This window comes from Kitasatospora sp. NPDC051164 (assembly GCF_044455625.1).
Lineage (GTDB): Bacteria > Actinomycetota > Actinomycetes > Streptomycetales > Streptomycetaceae > Kitasatospora.
The window spans coordinates 123,929-140,223 of the sequence record NZ_JBITFB010000001.1 but is presented as its reverse complement, the minus strand read 5'-3'; the positions used below and the strand labels follow the sequence as shown (position 1 = coordinate 140,223).

Sequence of the window (16,295 nt, the reverse complement as noted above, 5' to 3'; positions counted from 1 at the left end):
TTCAGCCTTTCAGCCGCTACCGGCCGACCGAGCCGCTACCCGATCACCGACCGGCGATCGCGTGCACGAACTTGGCGGCGTCGATGGTGCCCAGGCCGCTGGCGAGGTCGTAGCCCGCGGTGGCGTTGTTGCCGGTGACTCCGCCCCAGCCGTTGTCGCCGTCCTTCACGTCCACGATGCCGCTCCACTGGCTCGGGAGCAGGTTCAGGCCGTACAGGCGCCAGTTGAGCTGGCCCAGGCGGTGGCCGGCGAGCTGGTCGGCGAGCGCGACGACACCCGAGAAGATCGGGGTGGCCTCGCTGGTGCCGCCGGTGAGGTGCCAGCCGACCGCGGTCGGGTCGTAGGACTCGTAGGTCCAGGCCCCGCCGTCGACCGCCGCGCTCATGCTGATGTCGGGCGTGCCGCGGTGGTTGCCGGTCACGTTGGCGACGCCGGCCTGGTACCACGGGCGCTCGAAGATGCCGGAGACGCCGCCGCCGCCGGCGCCGTAGTTGTCGTGCCACACCTTGTCGGCCGCGGTGCGCTTGCCGGAGTCGTCCAGGGTGAGCTGGGTGCCGCCGATGGAGGTGACCAGCGGGTCCGAGGACGGCCAGGAGTTGACCTTGTACGGGTACAGGTCGGTGCCGTTCTCCTTCGCGTCGGTGGCGCCGTTGTCGCCGGAGGCGGCGAGCACCGTGACGTTGTGGTCGGCGGCGGCCTGGAACGCGTAGCGCAGGTCGGTCAGCGACTTGAAGTCGCCCTTGTCGTACCCCGGGAAGGTGTTCTCGGTGGCGCCGAAGCTCTGCGAGATGACGTCGCCGCGGCCCGACTTGATCAGGCTCTTCTCGGCGTCCATCATCTCGGGCAGGCCGGTGGTGCCCTCGGTCTCGGCGACGCCGGTCTCGACCAGGACGATGTGCGCGTCGGGGGCGACCGCGTGGGCGTACTCGACGTCCAGGGTGGTCTCGCCGGCCCAGCCGGTGTGGTCGGGGTTGGTGGGGTCGAAGACGGGGACGTTACCCCACTTGACCACCTCGACGTTGGTGTCCGGGATGCCCCACTGCTTGTCGAAGACCTCCAGGTCGTGCTGGATGGTCGGCGAGCCGAAGGAGTCGACGATGACGATCGTGCGGCCCTTGCCGGTGATCCCCTGGTCGTACAGCGGGCTCAGGTTGTAGGCGGCACGGTACTGCAGCGGCGAGTAGCAGTGGATGCCGATCTGGCTGACGCACTGGGTGGTGGTCAGAGGGGCGGGGCGCGCCTGGGCGTTGTGGTGCCCGAAGGAGGCGGGGCGGACGTGGACGCCCGTCAGGTTGTGCGAGGGGGCGGCGGTCGCGGCGCCGGCGGCCGGGACGGCGACGGTGCCGGCGGTCAGAGCGGTGGCTCCGACGGCGAGCAGCGCCATGGCGCGGCGGAGGGGAGCGGGGCTGCCCATGGAACTCCTTGGGACGCAGGGCCCGACCGGGTCCGGTCGGGTCGGTTGGGCCATCCCATCGAGTGCCACATGATCATGCCATAGTCATTTGGTGGGGTCATGTGATCACCGCCATGGTCATGCTCGGCCACGAGAAAAGGTAAAGGCCGTCCCAGGTGAAGGTAACCATGCACCTGGAACGGCCATCTGATGACACGTCAGTCATATTCAATGAATATCAAGCGTATCCACTGACCCCGCCCGGTTCAACCCCCGGACTACCGCGCCCCGCCGTTGACGTACAGGGTCTGCCCGCTGACGTACGAGGCGTCCTCGCTCGCCAGGAAGGCGACCACCGACGCGATCTCCTCCGGCTGCCCGACCCGGCGCAGCGGCGTACGGGCGGCGACCTCGGTCTGGTGGTCCTCGGCCGTGCTGCCGACCCGCTCGGCGGTGGCCGCGGTCATCGGGGTGGCGATGTAGCCCGGGGCGACGGCGTTGACGTTGATGTTGAACGGCCCGAGCTCGATGGCCAGGGTCGCGGTGAGGCCCTGGATGCCGGCCTTGGCGGCCGCGTAGTTCGCCTGGCCCCGGTTGCCGAGGGCGGAGCGCGAGCTGAGCGAGACGATCTTCCCGTACTTCTGCGCCACCATGTACTTCTGTGCGACGTGGCTGCAGTTGTACGCGCTGGTCAGGTTGACCGTCAGCACCGTGTCCCAGTCGGACTTGGGCATCTTGAAGAACAGGTTGTCCCGGGTGATCCCGGCGTTATTCACCAGGATGTGCACCCCGCCGAGGTCGGCGGCGATCTGCGCGAACACCGCCTCGACGGCGTCGTAGTCGGCCACGTCGCAGCCGTACGCTCGGGCGGTGCCGCCCTTGGCGGTGATCTCGGCGACCGTCCCGGCCGCCCGCTCGGCGCTGAGGTCGACCACGGCGACCGCCGCGCCCTCCTCGGCCAGCAAACGGGCGGTGGCCGCCCCGATGCCCTGTGCCGCGCCGGTCACCACGGCGACCTTGCCCGCGAAACGCGTCATGTGAACTCCTTGGAAGAGTGTGTCGGCTGCCATCTGCTGTCTGTCCGCTGTCAGACGTTCTCGACCAGCACGGCCGTACCCTGCCCCACGCCCACGCACATGGTGGCCAGGCCGCGCCGGGCGCCGGTACGGCGCATCCGGTGCAGCAGGGTGGTGAGGATGCGGGCGCCGGAGCCGCCCAGGGGGTGGCCGAGGGCGATCGCCCCGCCGCTGGGGTTGACCAGCGCGTCGGCCTGCTCGGGGTCGAAGCCGATGCCGTCGGCGGAGGCCAGTGCCTGGGCGGCGAAGGCCTCGTTGAGCTCGGCGGTCTCCAGCTCCGCGAGCGACCAGCCGGCCCGCCCGAGCACCTTCGCCGTCGCCGGCACCGGGCCGATGCCCATGACGTCCGGGTGCACCCCGGCCGAGGCGCCGGCCACGTACCGGCCGAGCGGCTGCAGCCCGAGGTCGCGCAGGGCCTCCTCGCTGAGCAGGACCAGTCCGGCCGCGCCGTCGTTCATCGGCGAGGCGTTCCCGGCCGTGACGGTACCTCCGGGCCGGAAGACCGGCTTGAGCCCGGCGAGCTTCGCCAGGCTGGTGTCCTCGCGGATGCTCTCGTCCTGGCTCACCGTCACCCCGTCCGGCCGTTCGACCGGGATCAGCTCGGCGTCGAAGTGCCCGTCCTTGCGGGCGGCGGCGGCCCGCTGGTGGCTGCGCAGTGCGAAGGCGTCCTGGCGCTCACGGGTGATGCCGTACCGGCCGGCCACCTCCTCGGCGGTCTCGCCCATGCTGAGCACGCCGTGCAGGTCGGCCATCCGGGGGTTGGTGAGCCGCCAGCCGAGCCGGGTGTCGTAGGTCTCCATCCGGTGCGGCAGCGCCTCGTCGGGGCGGGGCAGGACGAAGGGGGCGCGGGTCATCGACTCGCAGCCGCCGGCCAGCACCACGTCGGCCTCGCCGGAACCGATGGCCCGGGCGGCGAGGGTGACGGCTTCCAGGCCGGAGGCGCAGAGCCGGTTGACGGTGGCTCCGGGGACGGTCTCCGGCAGGCCGGCCAGCAGGACGGCCATCCGGGCGGCGTTGCGGTTGTCCTCGCCGGCCTGGTTGGCGGCGCCCCAGTAGACGTCGTCGATCCGGGCCGGGTCGAGGGCGGGTACGTCGGCGAGCAGGGCGCGCAGCACGGTGGCGGAGAGGTCGTCCGGGCGGACCGTGGCGAGCGCTCCGCGCAGCCGGCCGATGGGTGTGCGGCGGGCGGCGGCGAAGTAGACAGGACGCACGTCGTCGGGCTCCTTAGCGAAGAGGGTGGGTCAGAAGGCGTTGACGCCGGTGAGGGCGCGTCCGATGAGCAGTTGGTGGATCTGGCTGGTGCCCTCGTAGAGGGTCATCACCCGCGCGTCGCGCAGGTACTTGCCGACCGGGTACTCGTCGATGAATCCGTACCCGCCGAACACCTGGAGCGCGTTGTTGGCGGCCCGGACGGCGGCCTCGCTCGCGTAGAGCTTGGCGACGGAGGACTCGGTGGCGAACGGGAGGCCGCGCTCGATGTGGTCGGCGACCTTCCAGGTGAGCAGCCGGGCCGCCTCGACGTCCACGGCGATGCCGGCCAGCAGCTCCTGGACGAGCTGGTGCGAGGCGATCGTCCGGCCGAACTGTTCGCGCTCGCCCGCGTAGCGGACGGCGGCCTCCAGGCAGGCGCGGGCGATGCCGACGCAGCCGGCCGCGACCGACATCCGGCCCTTGGCCAGCGCGGCCATCGCGACCGTGAAGCCCTTGCCGACCTCGCCGAGCCGGGCGCTGTCCGGCACCCGGACGTTCTCGAAGGAGAATCCGGCGGTGGCCTGGCCGCGCAGGCCCAGCTTGCCGTGGATCTCGGTGCGGGTGAAGCCGGGCAGATCGGTGGGGACCAGGAAGGCGGTGATGCCCCGGTGCCCCCGCTGCTCGGGCTCGCTGCCGCCGGTGCGGGCGAAGACCAGGGCGACGTCGGCCCAGGTGCCGTTGGTGATGAACGTCTTGGCGCCGCTGATCAGCCAGTCCGAGCCGTCCCGCACCGCGCGGGTGGTGAGGTTGGCGGCGTCCGAGCCGGTGCCGGGCTCGGTGAGCGCGAAGCAGGCGAGCGCCTCGCCCGAGGTGAGCCGGGGCAGCCAGTGCCGCTTCTGCTCCTCGGTGCCGAAGCCGTTGATCGACTTGCCGACCAGGCCGAGCGAGACCGAGACGATCCCGCGCACGGCCGAGTCACCGCGCCCGAGCTCCTCCAGGACCAGGCAGTACGCGAGGTGGTCGCCGCCGCTGCCGCCGTACTCCTCGGGGATGGTCAGGCCGAGGAAGCCGACCTTCGCCAGTTTGCCGATGATCGCGCGGTCGACGGACTCGGCGCGGTCCCACTCGGTGGCGTACGGCACGATCTCGCGGTCGGTGAAGGAGGCGGCGAGGTCCCGGACGGCGCTCTGCTCCTCGGACAACTCCAGGTTCACGGTGGCTCCCGAATCCCGTGTCCAGGGTCCGGGCGAGGTCCGGACCGATTAAACTAGCGCTGCAAGTTTTCTGGGGGGACTGTAGCCCCGCCCGGCCCGCGCTGGGAAGAGGCACCTGCCAGAATCGGTCCCCAGCACACCCGACCGGAGGAACCGGAGGCAGCCGCCGAGATGGCCCGTCCACGCACCCCGCTGCTCAGCCGCGAGCGCATCGTCGCCGCCGCCCTGCGGCTGATCGACGACGAGGGGCTGGACGCCCTCTCCACCCGCCGCCTCGCCACCGAGCTGTCGGTCAGCGGGCCCTCGCTCTACAACCACTTCGCCACCAAGGACGAGCTGCTGGACGCGGTGGTGGACAGCGTCATCGGCGAAGTCGACCTGTCGATGTTCGGGAGTGTCGGGACCACCGGAACCGTCGGGACTCCCTGGCCGCAGGCACTGCGCGACTGGGCCCGCTCCTACCGCGCCGCGCTGGCCGCCCACCCCAACATCGTCCCGGTCCTCGCCCAGGGCCCGGGGCGGCGGCCGAACGCGCTGCGCCTGGCCGACGCGGTCTTCGGTCACCTGGTCGAGACCGGGTGGCCGCGCGGCCAGGCCACCAGGATCGGCGCGCTGATGCGCTACTTCGTCACCGGCTCCGCACTGGCCTCGTTCGCGGCCGGCTTCCCGGCGGACGCCGAGGTCTACGACGCGGCCGACTACCCGCACCTCGGCGAGGCGCACCGGCTGGCCGGACACCGGGGGGCGGTCGACGAGGGCGCCTTCGAGACCGGCCTGGAGGCCCTGCTGGACGGGCTCGCCCTGCGCTTCGAGCGGCTCCCGGCACGGCCCTGACCTCGCGGCGCCGGCACCGCTACCAGGGCTCGCGCGGGACGAAGGCCGGTCGCAGCGCCGGGTCCACCGGGTCGTAGTACCGGTGGTAGACCGGCGTCAGCCCGCCCGAGACCGGGGGCACGATCCAGCTCCAGTCCGCCGGGGTCGTCCGGCCGAGCCGCTTCTCCTGGGCGACGTGCTTGAGGAAACGTTCCGACTCGGTGTGGTGGTCGGCGATCGTCACCCCGGCCTCCTGGAAGGAGTGCAGTACGGCGATGTTGAGCTCGATCAGCGCGCGGTCGCGCCAGAGCGTGCGGTCGCTGGAGGTGTCCAGGCCCAGCCGTTCGGCGACGGTGCCGAGCATGTCGTAGCGGTCGGCGTCGGCGAGGTTGCGGGCGCCGATCTCGGTGCCCATGTACCAGCCGTTGAACGGCGCGGCCGGGTAGCGGACGCCGCCGATCTCCAGCGTCATGTCGCTGATCGCGGGCACCGCGTACCAGCGCAGCCCGAGGTCGGCGAACCAGCCGTACTCGGGGTGGCTCAGCGGCACCTCCAGCGTGGTGCCGTCCGGCAGTTCGTACCGTACGGGCCGCTCGCCCGCCCGCTCCTGGACCAGCAGTGGCAGCACCTCGAAGCGGTCCTCGGCGCACTTCCAGCCCAGGTCGCGGGCGCGGGCGGTGAGCGCGATGCCGGCCGGGTCGCCGACGACGCCCTCGCCGACCCGGTGGCCGGCGTAGCGGACCAGCTGCTGGTTGAGGATGCGGGCGGCCGGGCGGCCCGGGCGGTCGGGGGCGAACACCGAGACCACCGGGCGGATCCGGCCGCCGTTGCCCGCCAGCCGCAGGTGCTCGAAGCACTCGGCGGCGATGTCGTCGGCCGAGGTGAGGTGGCGCAGGTCCCGGACGACCAGGCTGCGCCAGTAGAGCCGGCCGATGCACCGGGCGGCGTTGCGCCAGGCGAGCTTGGCACCGTAGGCGAGTTCGGCGGAGGTGTGCCGGTAGCTGCCGGTGCGCTCGATCTCGTCGAGAACGGCGCGCAGCCGCGGCTGCGGGTCCCCGGAGGCGGGCTGTTCGTGGTGGAACTGCCGGATGAAGTCGGCGGCCTGGTCCGGGTCGGTGAACGGCGGCGGCGCGGTCGCGGACGCGGTCAGGGGGTCCTGGAACGCCTGGCCCTGGTACGCCTGGTCCCGGAAGGCCTGGGCCTGGTACGCCGCCGGGTCTGGCCTGCCGACGTGGGCCTGCGGCTGCTGGTGCGCGTGGTCGTGGGCGTACGGGCAGCCGCCGGTCATGGTGGCGGCCGCGGTTCTGCGGGTGCGAAGCCGGTTGAAGATCAAGGACACATCCCTCCTGTCGCACAGGAGTACCGGAGGTGTCCGGCCCACCGCAGAGAGTGAACGATTCGGCCCCCGCACCCGCGCGGAGCGCGCTAGGGTGCGGGGGCCGAAGGTCAGACTGTCGGATCAGCCGATGTTCCGGCTGTCAGCCCATGTCCTCCAGTCGGACGCCCTTGGTCTCCTTCAGGTACTTCGCCACGAAGGGGACGGACAGCGCCGCGAAGGCGGCGTAGATCAGGTAGGTCGCCGACAGGTTCCACCGCGACATGGACGGGAACGAGACGGTGATCGCCCAGTTGGCGATCCACTGCGCGGAGGCGGCGACGGAGAGCGCGGCGGCGCGGATCCGGTTCGGGAACATCTCGCCGAGCATCACCCAGACGACCACGCCCCAGGACATCGCGAAGAACAGCACGAAGGCGTTGGCGGCGATCAGGGCGACGGTGCCCTGGAGGTCGGGCAGGGTGAGGTTGTCGCCGCTGCCGGTGGCCGAGGAGAACGCCCAGCCGGCCGTGCCGAGTGCGACCGCCATGCCGACCGAGCCGATCAGGGCGAGCGGCTTGCGGCCGATCCGGTCGACCAGCACGATCGCGATCACGGTGCCGAGGATGTTGATGACCGAGCCGATGAAGCTGATCATCAGCGAGTTGCTCTGGTCGATGCCGACCGACTGCCACAGGATCGACGAGTAGTAGAAGATCACGTTGATGCCGACCAGCTGCTGGAACACCGACAGGCCGATGCCGACCCAGACGATCGGCAGCAGGCCGAAGCGGCCGCCGAGCAGGTCGCGGAAGCGCGGGCGGTGGTCGGAGTCGATCAGCGTCCGGATCTCGGCGATCCGGGTGTCGGTGTCCACACCCTCGCCCTCGACCTGGGCGAGCACCTTGCGGGCGTCGGCCAGGCGGTCGGCCTGGATCAGGTAGCGCGGGGACTCGGGGATGACCGAGGAGAGCACGAAGTAGACCGCGGCGGGGACGACGCAGATGCCGAGCATCCACTGCCAGGCCTCCAGGCCGAGCAGTCGGCCGCGGGTGTCGCCGCCGGCGGCCTGCGCCAGCATCCAGTTGATCAGCTGGGATATCGCGATGCCGAGCACGATCGCGGCCTGCTGGAAGGAGGCCAGTCGGCCGCGGTACTTGGTCGGCGCGACCTCGGCGATGTAGGTCGGGGCGATCACCGAGGCGATGCCGATGGCCGCGCCGCCGAGGACGCGCCACAGGGCGAGGTCCCAGGCGGAGAAGGGCAGCATCGAGCCGACGGCGCTGACCGCGAACAGCAGCGCGCCTGCCTTCATGACCTTGATGCGGCCGTACCGGTCGGCGAACCGGCCGGCCAGTGCCGCGCCGATCGCCGAGCCCAGCAGGGCCGAGGAGACGATCAGGCCGGTCACGCCGTCGCCGACGCCGAACTTCGCCTGGATGCCGGAGACGGCGCCGTTGATCACGGAGCTGTCGTAGCCGAACAGGAACCCGCCGAGGGCCGCGGCGGCGGTGATGAAGACGACGAAGCCGAGGCGGCCGGGCGCGGGGTCCTCGACCGCCCCGGAGGGCTTCTGGGTGACGCTCACGATCTGACTCCTGGTACTCAACGCTGAGCTCGGTCGCCGAGATCGTAACCCTTATTCATTTAACTCTTGTAGACCGGGGGCTCAATTTTCGCTCCGAGAATTCGTAAGGTGAACTAGCAAATTGAGCCACCGAGCCACCGGGCCTCCGTCGCGGGCCGGGATTCCACCTCGGGCCGGGACTCCGCCTCGGGCCGGGGCGCCGCCTTGGTTCGGGGCGGTGCCGCTCACACCGGGGCGGAGAGCGAGAGCCCGAACCGGCCCTCCGGATCCGTCCACCAGTGGCTCAGCCGCAGTCCCGCCGCCGCCAGCTCTCCGGCCACTCGCTCGCGGCGGAACTTGGCCGACACCTCGGTGCGCAGCTCCTCGCCGCGGGCGAAGTGCACCGGCAGGTCCAGGGCCGGGATCTTCACGGTCTGCGAGCGCAGCGAGCGCAGCCGCATCTCGATCCACTCCTGTTCGGCGTCCCAGCGCGCGACGTGCTCGAAGGCGTCCGGGTCGAAGTCGGCGCCCAGCTCGCGGTTGAGCACGTTGAGCACGTTCCGGTTGAACTCGCCGGTCACCCCGGCGGAGTCGTCGTAGGCGGCGACCAGCACCGCCGGGTCCTTGACCAGGTCGGTGCCGAGCAGCAGGAAGTCGCCGGGGTCGAGGGCGGCACGCAGGCCGCGCAGGAAGGCGGCGCGCTCCTCAGGCAGCAGGTTGCCGAGGGTGCCGCCGAGGAAGGCGACCAGGCGCGGGCCGCCCTCGGGGGGCAGTCCGAGCCGAGCGGTGAAGTCGGCCAGCACGCCGTGCACGGCCAGGCCGGGGTACTCGGCGGCGAGCGCGGAGCCGGCGGCGGTCAGCGCGCTCTCGCTGACGTCCACCGGGACGTATGTCTCCAGGGTGTCGAGTGCGCGCAGCGCGTCCAGCAGGAGCCGGGTCTTCTCGGAGGAGCCGGAGCCCAGCTCGACCAGGGTGTGGGCCCGGGTGGCGGCGGCGATCTCGCCGGCCCGGGCGGTGAGGATGGCCCGCTCGGCGCGGGTCGGGTAGTACTCGGGCAGCCGGGTGATCTCCTCGAACAGCTCGCTGCCCCGCGCGTCGTAGAACCACTTCGGCGGCAGCCACTTGGGTTCCGAGGTCAGGCCGTGCTGCACGTCCTGGCGCAACGTGGTGCTGAAGTGGTCGGCGGGCAGCAGTCGGGTGAGCTCGAAGGTGTCCATGACAGGGTGGTTCCTCTGTTCAGAAGATGAAGGGAGGGTGGAGGGTCAGTAGTGACTGGGGAGCCGACGGACGGTGACGCCGTGGCCGCCGACCAGCAGCAGCGAGCCGTCCGGCACGGGCGTCCAGCCCGGTCCGTCGTCGTACGGCTCGGAGGCCACCACCGTCCCGAGGCCCGGCAGGGTCCGGTGGTGCAGGGTGTCGCCCCAGGTGGTCGCGGCGAGCGCGGTGCCGTCGGTGAGCAGCAGGTTGAGCCGCCCGGTGGTGTGCGCGGCGACGTCCGCGACGGTGCCCGCCAGGGCCTCGTCGAGCCCGGCGCCGGCCCGCAGCCGGTGCAGGGTCAGGGCCCACAGCAGGGCCGAGTCGGTGCGCGCCTCCAGCTCCAGCAGCTCGGCCGACGGGAGCAGCGCGGCCAGGGCGTCCAGCTTGCCCGGCCAGCCGGCCACCGCGCCGTTGTGGCTGAACAGCCAGCGCTCGGCGGCGAACGGCGCGGCCGCGCTCTCGCCCGCCGCGCAGCCCTCGGTGGCGGAGCGCACGGCGGCCAGCAGCGCGCGGGTGCGGACCACCCGGGCCAGGTCGGCGAAGGTCTCGTCGGCCCAGATCGGCCCGGTCCGGCGGTAGCGGGCGGGCACCTGGTCACCGTCCGCGTACCAGCCGAGGCCGAAGCCGTCCACGTTGACCGTGCCGAACCGCTGCGTCCGGGGCGCCCAGGACTGCCGGTACAGCCCGTACGGCGGGTGCACCAGCAGCTCCTGTGGAGCCACGGGCTCGCCCAGGTAGGCGATGTGGCGGCACATCAGTCGCGCTCCGCGTCGCGGGCGGTGCGGAACCCGGCGAAGATCTGCCGCCGGATCGGGTAGTCCCAGTTGCGGAACGTGCCCCGGCAGGCGACCGGCGCCACCGCGAAGCAGCCGCCGCGCAGCACCTTGTACTCGGGGCCGAAGAAGACCTCCGAGTACTCCCGGTACGGCCAGGCCCGGAAGCCCGGGTAGGGGTGGAGGTCGTCGGCCGTCCACTCCCACACGTCGCCGATCAACTGCCGTACACCGTACGGGGACTGTCCCTCCGGGTAGGAGCCGGCCCCGGCCGGGCGCAGATGGCGCTGGCCCAGGTTGGCGTGCTCGGGGCCGGGGGTCCGGTCGCCCCAGGGGTAGCGGCGGGAGCGGCCGGTGAGCGGGTCGTGCCGGGCCGCCTTCTCCCACTCCGCCTCGGTCGGCAGCCGCCGCCCGGCCCACCGGGCGTACGCGTCCGCCTCGTACCAGCTGACGTGCAGCACCGGCTCGTTCGGCTCGACCGGCTCGACCGAGCCGAAGCGGCGGCGCAGCCACTCGCCGCCCTGGCGCTGCCAGAACAGCGGGGCGGTCAGCCGGGCGCGCTGCCGGTGCGTCCAGCCCTCCGGCGTCCACCAGCGCGGGTCGTCGTAGCCGCCGTCGGCGATGAAGCGCTGGTAGGCGGCGTTGGTGACCGGCGTGGTGTCCAGCAGGAAGGCCGGCAGGTCGACGGTGTGGGCCGGGCGCTCGTTGTCCAGCGCCCATGGCTCGGTGTCCGTTCCCATGGTGAACGGTCCTGCGGGGATGAGGACTTCGGCGGGCAGCGTGGCGGCGTCGGCGGGTGCGGGCGGCGGAGGGGGAGCGGCCAGGGCCGGCGCGCCCCTGCGGAGCTGATGGGTGATCAGCATCGTCTCGTCGTGCTGCTGTTCGTGCTGCGCGATCATCCCGAATGCGAACCCGGCCTCCAGCAGCGGCGCGCCCTCCAGCGGGCTGGCGGCGAGCATGTCCAGCACCCGGCCGCGCACCTCATGGGCGTACGCGCGGGCCTCGGCGGGCGGCAGCAGCGGCAGGCTGGGGCGTTCGGCCCGGGGGTGCTGGAAGGCGTCGTACAGTCCGTCGATCTCCGGGTGCATCGGGTCCCGGCCGCCGACGTTGCGCAGCAGCCAGAGCTCTTCCTGGTTGCCGATGTGCGCGAGGTCCCAGACCAGGGGGGACATCAGCGGGGAGTGCTGGGCGGTGAGGTCGCCGTCCTCGACGCAGTCGGTCAGCGCGGCGGTCCGGGCGCGGGCGGCCGACAGCTCGGCGGCGATGGTCTCGCGCAGGTCCTCGATGCCGCGGGCTGCGTCGATGCCGCGTGCGGCCTCGGAGCCGCGGTCTTCGATGCCGCGATCCTCGAGCCCGGGTGCTGTCCCGACCTCCTGGGCGGGGGCTGCGGTCGGGCCGTTCGGTCGGACGTCGGTCATGGTGCGGCCTCCTCCGTGGGAGTGCGTCGGGTGCCGGAGCGCAGGGCGTCCAGCTGGTCGTCGGCCGGACAGCGGCCGCGCGCGGGGTAGCGCTCGGCGAACTCGGCGACGGCGGTGCGCAGCCGCCCGGCACCGGGCAGGCGGCCCAGTGCGGCGTCGGCGGCGGCGAAGCAGGTGAGGGCGGCGCGGCGCAGTTCGGGGTCGGCGACCGCCAGGGTGGCGGCGCGGCACCAGACGTCGCTGCGCGGCGGTCGCGGACCGTCCGCGCACGCGAGCGGCTCCAGCGCGGCCAGCGCGGCATCGGCGGCCACCGGGTCGTCCAGCAGTGCGGTGACCAGCGCGGTGACCACTGTCCAGCCGTCCCCGGGCTGGGCGTCGATCATCCGCAGCTCCAGGTGGCCGCGCGGGCGCACCGGCGGGAAGAGGGTGGTGCGGTGGTAGTCCAAGTCGGCGAGGGTGGGCGGTCGTTCGCCTCCGCCGCGGATCCACTCACGGAAGGTCAGCCCGGGCGGGACCGTCCACGGCAGTCCCTCAGGCCGTTGCATGCACAGCACTTCGGCGTCCAGTACGTACCGCGCCCAGGCCTCGCGCGGGTCGCCGTGGTCCGGCTCCGGGGCCAGCGTGCGGGTCGGGTCCATCCGGGACCAGACGGTCTGCCGGGTCGACCGGTGACCGGTCGGCCTGCCGTCCAGCAGCGGGGAGTTGGCGAAGGCGGCGACCAGCACCGGGCCCAGCCGGTGGACCAGCTGCCAGCGGCGCTCCACGGCGTGCGGGCCGTCCGCTTCGCCGGCGTCCAGGCATACCTGCACCGACGCGGTACCGGTCATCATGATCCGGCCCCAGGGCCCCGCGGAGTCGAAGAAGCGCTCCATCGCGAGGTAGCGGGGGTGGTCCAGCACCATCCGTCGGGGGCGGGCCAGCGGGTCCGTCCCGGTGCCGGTGAGTCGCAGGCCCTGTGCCGCGAAGGCGGCCCGCAGGGCGGTCAGATCGCGTCGGGTGTCGTCGACGCAGGCCAGGAGGCCGGTGGCGGGCGGGGAGCTGAGCTCGACCTGTCCGCCGGGTTCGAGCGTGAGGCGCGAACCGGAGGGGAGTGAGGTGCCGTCGGTGCCGCCGAGGGGCAGCGACTCCAGCGCGGCGTGGATCAGTTCCGGCCGGACGGGCCGGGTGGGACATCGATCGTCATGGACGAACCACTCGACCTCGACACCTACCAGTCGGGGCGGTCCGATCTTGAAACAGACACCCGACACGTGGCTGCGCGCCCCCGATTCGGTCAGCGGGGTCACCCCCGTCGGGGGCGGTGGTGCGCTCTGCCGGTCGGGCGGAGTGGTGTGGGATATGGGTATCACCGGACTCACCATCCTCGGGATCACGATTGCGGCCCGGTCTACTTTGCCCAGTCTGCTACGGAGCATGCGGGGGCGCTCCGCAAAAATCGCGTGAACGTTGGTTTCCGCAGGTCAGGGGCGTGGCGAACGGGTGATTGCGGGGTTTTGGGCGGCTTGTACGCGAGCGCGTACACGGGGTGCGTGACCCCGGCACGTGCCAGGGTCACCCGAGGTCGAGCCGCTCCAGCCGCGTCAGGACGGTGTCCAGCACCGGGCCCGACAGGGCGTAGTTCAACCGCAGCGCGCCGTGGCCGCCGGAGCCGAACTCGGCGCCGTCGGAGGCCTCCAGGCCGCAGCGCTCCAACAGGGCCTGCCGGGCGGCCGTCGGCGGCAGGCCCAGGGCGGCGGCGTCCAGCCAGAGCAGGTAGGAGGCCTGCGGGGCCGAGCGGACGGCGGGCCCGAACCGGTCGGTGAGCCGGGTGCGGGCAGCAGCGAGGTGGGCGAGCAGCGCGTCCAGCCACGGGCCGCCCTCGCACAGCGCCGCCCGCTGCACGGTCTGCTCCAGCAGGCCGCCCTCCCAGAGGCCGTAGCCGGCCAGTGCGTCGGCGAACCGGGCGCGCAGCCCAGGGTCCGGGACGAGGGCGAAACTGCTGGGGATGCCGGAGCAGTTGAAGGTCTTGCCGACGGAGTTGAGGGTGACGACGAGGTGCCGGTGCGCCGGGTCGACGGCGGTCACGGCGACGGGGTGGACCCGGCCGGGGTGGGTGATATCTGGGTGGGTGGGGTCTGGATGGGCGATATCCGGGTGGGTGAGGTCGCCGTGCACCTCGTCCGAGACCAGCAGCGCGCCCGCCTCTGCCGCCCGCTCGGCCAGGCCGCGCAGCTGGTCGGCGGGCCAGACCCGGCCGGAGGGGTTGTGCGGGCTGCTGAGCAGTACGGCGGTGGCGGGCCCGGGGAGCGGGCCGTCCGGGAGCCGGTAGCCGCCGGGGCCGAGCGGCAGGGGCAGCTCCCGGTACGCGACGCGCGCGGCGCGGCAGAGCTGGGCGAAGCCGCCCCACTCGGGGGTCGGGAAGAGGACGGGCGGCTGCGGCCGTCCGGGGTCCGGCCGGACGGCCTCCAGCAGCACGCGCAGGGCGGTGCGCGGGCCGCAGGGCAGCAGCAGGACCCAGTCCGGATCCACGTCGACGCCGTGCCGGGCGCGGTACCAGTCCGCCACCAGCGGCCGGCCCGCCGGGTCGCACACCGTGTAGCCGTACGCGTGGTGGCGGGCCCGCTGGCGCAGGGCCTCGGCGATGGCGGGCGGGCCGGGGAGGTCCATGTCGGCGAGGCCCATCGGGATCACCCCGGGGGCGCCGCCCGCGCGGGCCCACTTGCTGCTGCCGGTGCCGGCGCGGTCGAAGGGGGCGTCGAAGCCGAAGGTGAGGCCGGCTGAGTCGATAGGGCCGGTGGGTGTGGCTGGCGTGGCGGGTGTGGTGGGCGTAGGGGGCGTGGCGGTCATGGGCGGGCCTCCGGTGCGTCGGGACGCTCCGGCCACGCTAGTCCCGGCGGGGCCGTCGCGTCCCACGGTTCGGGCGCAGGGTGGGCGGATCACCGGACGGCCCGTAGGCTGCCCGGCGGCTCGCGGCCGGTGAGGCACGGGGGCGCAGACGCGGGGACGCACGGGGAGAGGGGCAGTGAGGATGGCGGCGACGGTACGGGGGACGGTCGATGAGCAGAGCGACCAGGGCGAGGAGGTCACGCTGTTCGTGGCACGGCGGGTGGAGCCGGGCTACGAGAAAGCCTTCGAGTGGTGGGCGGAGAACATCCTCGCCGCGGCCACGGAACACGCGGGCAACCTCGGCACCGGGCTGCTGCGTCCGTCCGGCCCGGACGAACCCTGGCACCTGCTGCTGCACTTCCGGGACGCCGAGGCGTTCCGTTCCTGGCAGACCTCCCCGGTGCGGGCAGCCTGCTTCGCCAAGGCGGACGGCCACCACCACGAGGTCCACCGCCACGAGATCCACGGGATGGAGGGCTGGTTCGCCACCACCCCGGGCGCCGCGCAGCGCCGACCGCCGGTGCGCTGGAAGATGGCGGTGGCCTCGACGATTGCCATCGCGCCGTTGGTCGTGGCCTCCGCGGTCGTGCTCGGGCCGCACCTGACGGGCCTGCCGGTGGCCGTCCGACCGCTGGTCACCGCGCCGCTGATCAGCTTGCTGATGACGTACGCGGCGCTGCCGGTGGTGACGCGGGCGCTGCGGCGGTGGCTGTTTCCGGGGGCGAAGGGGTGAGGGGCGGCGGGTGTCGGCGGGCGGGCGCGGGCGACGGGCGGACGGATGTCAGCTGCCAGACGACAGACGACAGACGACAGCGAACAGACGACAGCTGACAGATTTCGAAATCTGTCAGCTGTCATCTGTTCGCTGAAAGTTGTCAGCCGTCATCCGTCACCCCCGCCCGCCGCCAGGTACGCCGCGAGCCCCCGCCGCCCCCGGCGCATCATCACCGCGTGGTTGGCCCGGAAAACCGGGTGCAGCGGAAGGGCGAGCCGGCGCAACAGCGCCGAGCCGGGCCGGGTGTCCTCCTCGAACAGCACCCGGCTGCCCGCGCCGCCTGCACGGCCCGCGCCGTCCCGGCCGGCCGCGCGACGCGCCCGTCCTGCGCCGTCCGCCGCCACCGTGAACCGGGACCACCCGGTGAGGTCGCCCCGCATGGTCGCCTCCAGCACCCCGGCGGCCGGGTCGCGCCGGCTCGCCTCCAGGCCGATCACCAGCCGGTACGGCAGCAGCGCGCGCACCACCACCTCCCCGGAATCCTCGCCGGTCGGCCGGACCTCGCGGATCTCCGGCCACCACAGCGGATAGCTCCGTACGTCCGCCAGCGCCGCGTACACGATGTCCGGCGGCGCCGCGAGTCGCCACATGCCCCGGAAACGGTAGTGGTTGGGGTCCACGGGTCCACCCTAGCCTCG

At 73.0% G+C, this 16,295-nt stretch carries 14 protein-coding genes; 2 read left to right on the top strand and 12 right to left on the bottom strand.

The genetic code is table 11. The features are described 5' to 3' along the window. Positions 1-43: 43 nt before the first annotated feature. From ACIBEC_RS00580 to ACIBEC_RS00565, 4 genes are all read right to left on the bottom strand, one after another. The gene (locus ACIBEC_RS00580) at positions 44-1,414 is read right to left on the bottom strand and encodes a S53 family peptidase (RefSeq protein ID WP_360489903.1); all 1,371 of its coding nucleotides are present in this window, start codon (positions 1,412-1,414) and stop codon (positions 44-46) included. A gap of 257 nt (positions 1,415-1,671) precedes the next feature. Continuing rightward, a complete protein-coding gene (locus ACIBEC_RS00575) occupies positions 1,672-2,430 on the bottom strand; it encodes a beta-ketoacyl-ACP reductase (RefSeq protein WP_360489901.1) in 759 nt (252 codons plus the stop codon). Between the two features lie 50 nt (positions 2,431-2,480). Then, a complete protein-coding gene (locus ACIBEC_RS00570) occupies positions 2,481-3,680 on the bottom strand; it encodes an acetyl-CoA C-acyltransferase (protein WP_360489899.1) in 1,200 nt (399 codons plus the stop codon). 30 nt (positions 3,681-3,710) lie between these two features. Beyond that, positions 3,711-4,874 carry an acyl-CoA dehydrogenase family protein gene (locus ACIBEC_RS00565; RefSeq protein WP_360489897.1) on the bottom strand — a complete coding sequence of 388 codons (1,164 nt, stop codon included), beginning with the start codon at positions 4,872-4,874 and terminating at the stop codon, positions 3,711-3,713. A gap of 171 nt (positions 4,875-5,045) precedes the next feature. Here ACIBEC_RS00565 and ACIBEC_RS00560 point away from each other — a divergent pair, with 171 nt between their 5' ends. Beyond that, on the top strand, positions 5,046-5,708 hold the full coding sequence (locus ACIBEC_RS00560; protein ID WP_360489895.1) for a TetR/AcrR family transcriptional regulator: 663 nt from the start codon (positions 5,046-5,048) through the stop codon (positions 5,706-5,708). A gap of 19 nt (positions 5,709-5,727) precedes the next feature. Here the strand turns inward: ACIBEC_RS00560 and ACIBEC_RS00555 are convergent, their stop codons facing one another. The 7 genes from ACIBEC_RS00555 to ACIBEC_RS00525 form a co-directional block, all read right to left on the bottom strand. Then, a complete protein-coding gene (locus ACIBEC_RS00555) occupies positions 5,728-7,026 on the bottom strand; it encodes a nitric oxide synthase oxygenase (protein ID WP_360489893.1) in 1,299 nt (432 codons plus the stop codon). A 139-nt stretch (positions 7,027-7,165) separates the two neighbouring features. After that, the gene (locus ACIBEC_RS00550; protein ID WP_396287671.1) at positions 7,166-8,593 is read right to left on the bottom strand and encodes a sugar porter family MFS transporter; all 1,428 of its coding nucleotides are present in this window, start codon (positions 8,591-8,593) and stop codon (positions 7,166-7,168) included. A 221-nt stretch (positions 8,594-8,814) separates the two neighbouring features. Next, on the bottom strand, positions 8,815-9,786 hold the full coding sequence (gene egtD / locus ACIBEC_RS00545; RefSeq protein ID WP_360489889.1) for an L-histidine N(alpha)-methyltransferase: 972 nt from the start codon (positions 9,784-9,786) through the stop codon (positions 8,815-8,817). A 45-nt stretch (positions 9,787-9,831) separates the two neighbouring features. Then, on the bottom strand, positions 9,832-10,581 hold the full coding sequence (gene egtC, locus ACIBEC_RS00540) for an ergothioneine biosynthesis protein EgtC (RefSeq protein WP_360489887.1): 750 nt from the start codon (positions 10,579-10,581) through the stop codon (positions 9,832-9,834). Then, positions 10,581-12,017, bottom strand: a complete 1,437-nt coding sequence (egtB, locus tag ACIBEC_RS00535; RefSeq protein WP_360489885.1) for an ergothioneine biosynthesis protein EgtB — start codon at positions 12,015-12,017, stop codon at positions 10,581-10,583. The genes egtC and egtB overlap by 1 nt, the downstream gene beginning before the upstream one ends. Further along, positions 12,014-13,267 carry an ergothioneine biosynthesis glutamate--cysteine ligase EgtA gene (egtA, locus tag ACIBEC_RS00530; protein ID WP_360489883.1) on the bottom strand — a complete coding sequence of 418 codons (1,254 nt, stop codon included), beginning with the start codon at positions 13,265-13,267 and terminating at the stop codon, positions 12,014-12,016. Before egtA ends, egtB begins: the two co-directional genes overlap by 4 nt. A gap of 301 nt (positions 13,268-13,568) precedes the next feature. Further along, positions 13,569-14,843 carry an aminotransferase class I/II-fold pyridoxal phosphate-dependent enzyme gene (locus ACIBEC_RS00525; protein ID WP_360489881.1) on the bottom strand — a complete coding sequence of 425 codons (1,275 nt, stop codon included), beginning with the start codon at positions 14,841-14,843 and terminating at the stop codon, positions 13,569-13,571. Positions 14,844-15,024: 181 nt separating this feature from the next. On the opposite strand from ACIBEC_RS00525, the gene ACIBEC_RS00520 reads away from it, so the two are divergent. Beyond that, positions 15,025-15,615, top strand: coding sequence for an antibiotic biosynthesis monooxygenase (locus ACIBEC_RS00520; protein WP_360489879.1), 591 nt, complete (start codon positions 15,025-15,027; stop codon positions 15,613-15,615). A 149-nt stretch (positions 15,616-15,764) separates the two neighbouring features. On the opposite strand, the gene ACIBEC_RS00515 is transcribed toward ACIBEC_RS00520, so the two are convergent. Next, positions 15,765-16,277: an SRPBCC family protein gene (locus tag ACIBEC_RS00515; protein WP_360489877.1), complete on the bottom strand. Its 513-nt coding sequence runs from the start codon at positions 16,275-16,277 to the stop codon at positions 15,765-15,767. Between the last annotated feature and the right edge of the window lie 18 nt (positions 16,278-16,295).

Excerpts from the sequence above, each read along its gene's own strand:
- ACIBEC_RS00580 (WP_360489903.1), bottom strand. The coding sequence starts at position 1,414 with ATGGGCAGCCCCGCTCCCCTCCGCCGCGCCATGGCGCTGCTCGCCGTC.
- ACIBEC_RS00575 (WP_360489901.1), bottom strand. The coding sequence starts at position 2,430 with ATGACGCGTTTCGCGGGCAAGGTCGCCGTGGTGACCGGCGCGGCACAG.
- ACIBEC_RS00560 (WP_360489895.1), top strand. The coding sequence starts at position 5,046 with ATGGCCCGTCCACGCACCCCGCTGCTCAGCCGCGAGCGCATCGTCGCC.
- egtD (WP_360489889.1), bottom strand. The coding sequence starts at position 9,786 with ATGGACACCTTCGAGCTCACCCGACTGCTGCCCGCCGACCACTTCAGC.
- egtC (WP_360489887.1), bottom strand. The coding sequence starts at position 10,581 with ATGTGCCGCCACATCGCCTACCTGGGCGAGCCCGTGGCTCCACAGGAG.
- egtB (WP_360489885.1), bottom strand. The coding sequence starts at position 12,017 with ATGACCGACGTCCGACCGAACGGCCCGACCGCAGCCCCCGCCCAGGAG.
- ACIBEC_RS00525 (WP_360489881.1), bottom strand. The coding sequence starts at position 14,843 with ATGACCGCCACGCCCCCTACGCCCACCACACCCGCCACGCCAGCCACA.
- ACIBEC_RS00520 (WP_360489879.1), top strand. The coding sequence starts at position 15,025 with ATGGCGGCGACGGTACGGGGGACGGTCGATGAGCAGAGCGACCAGGGC.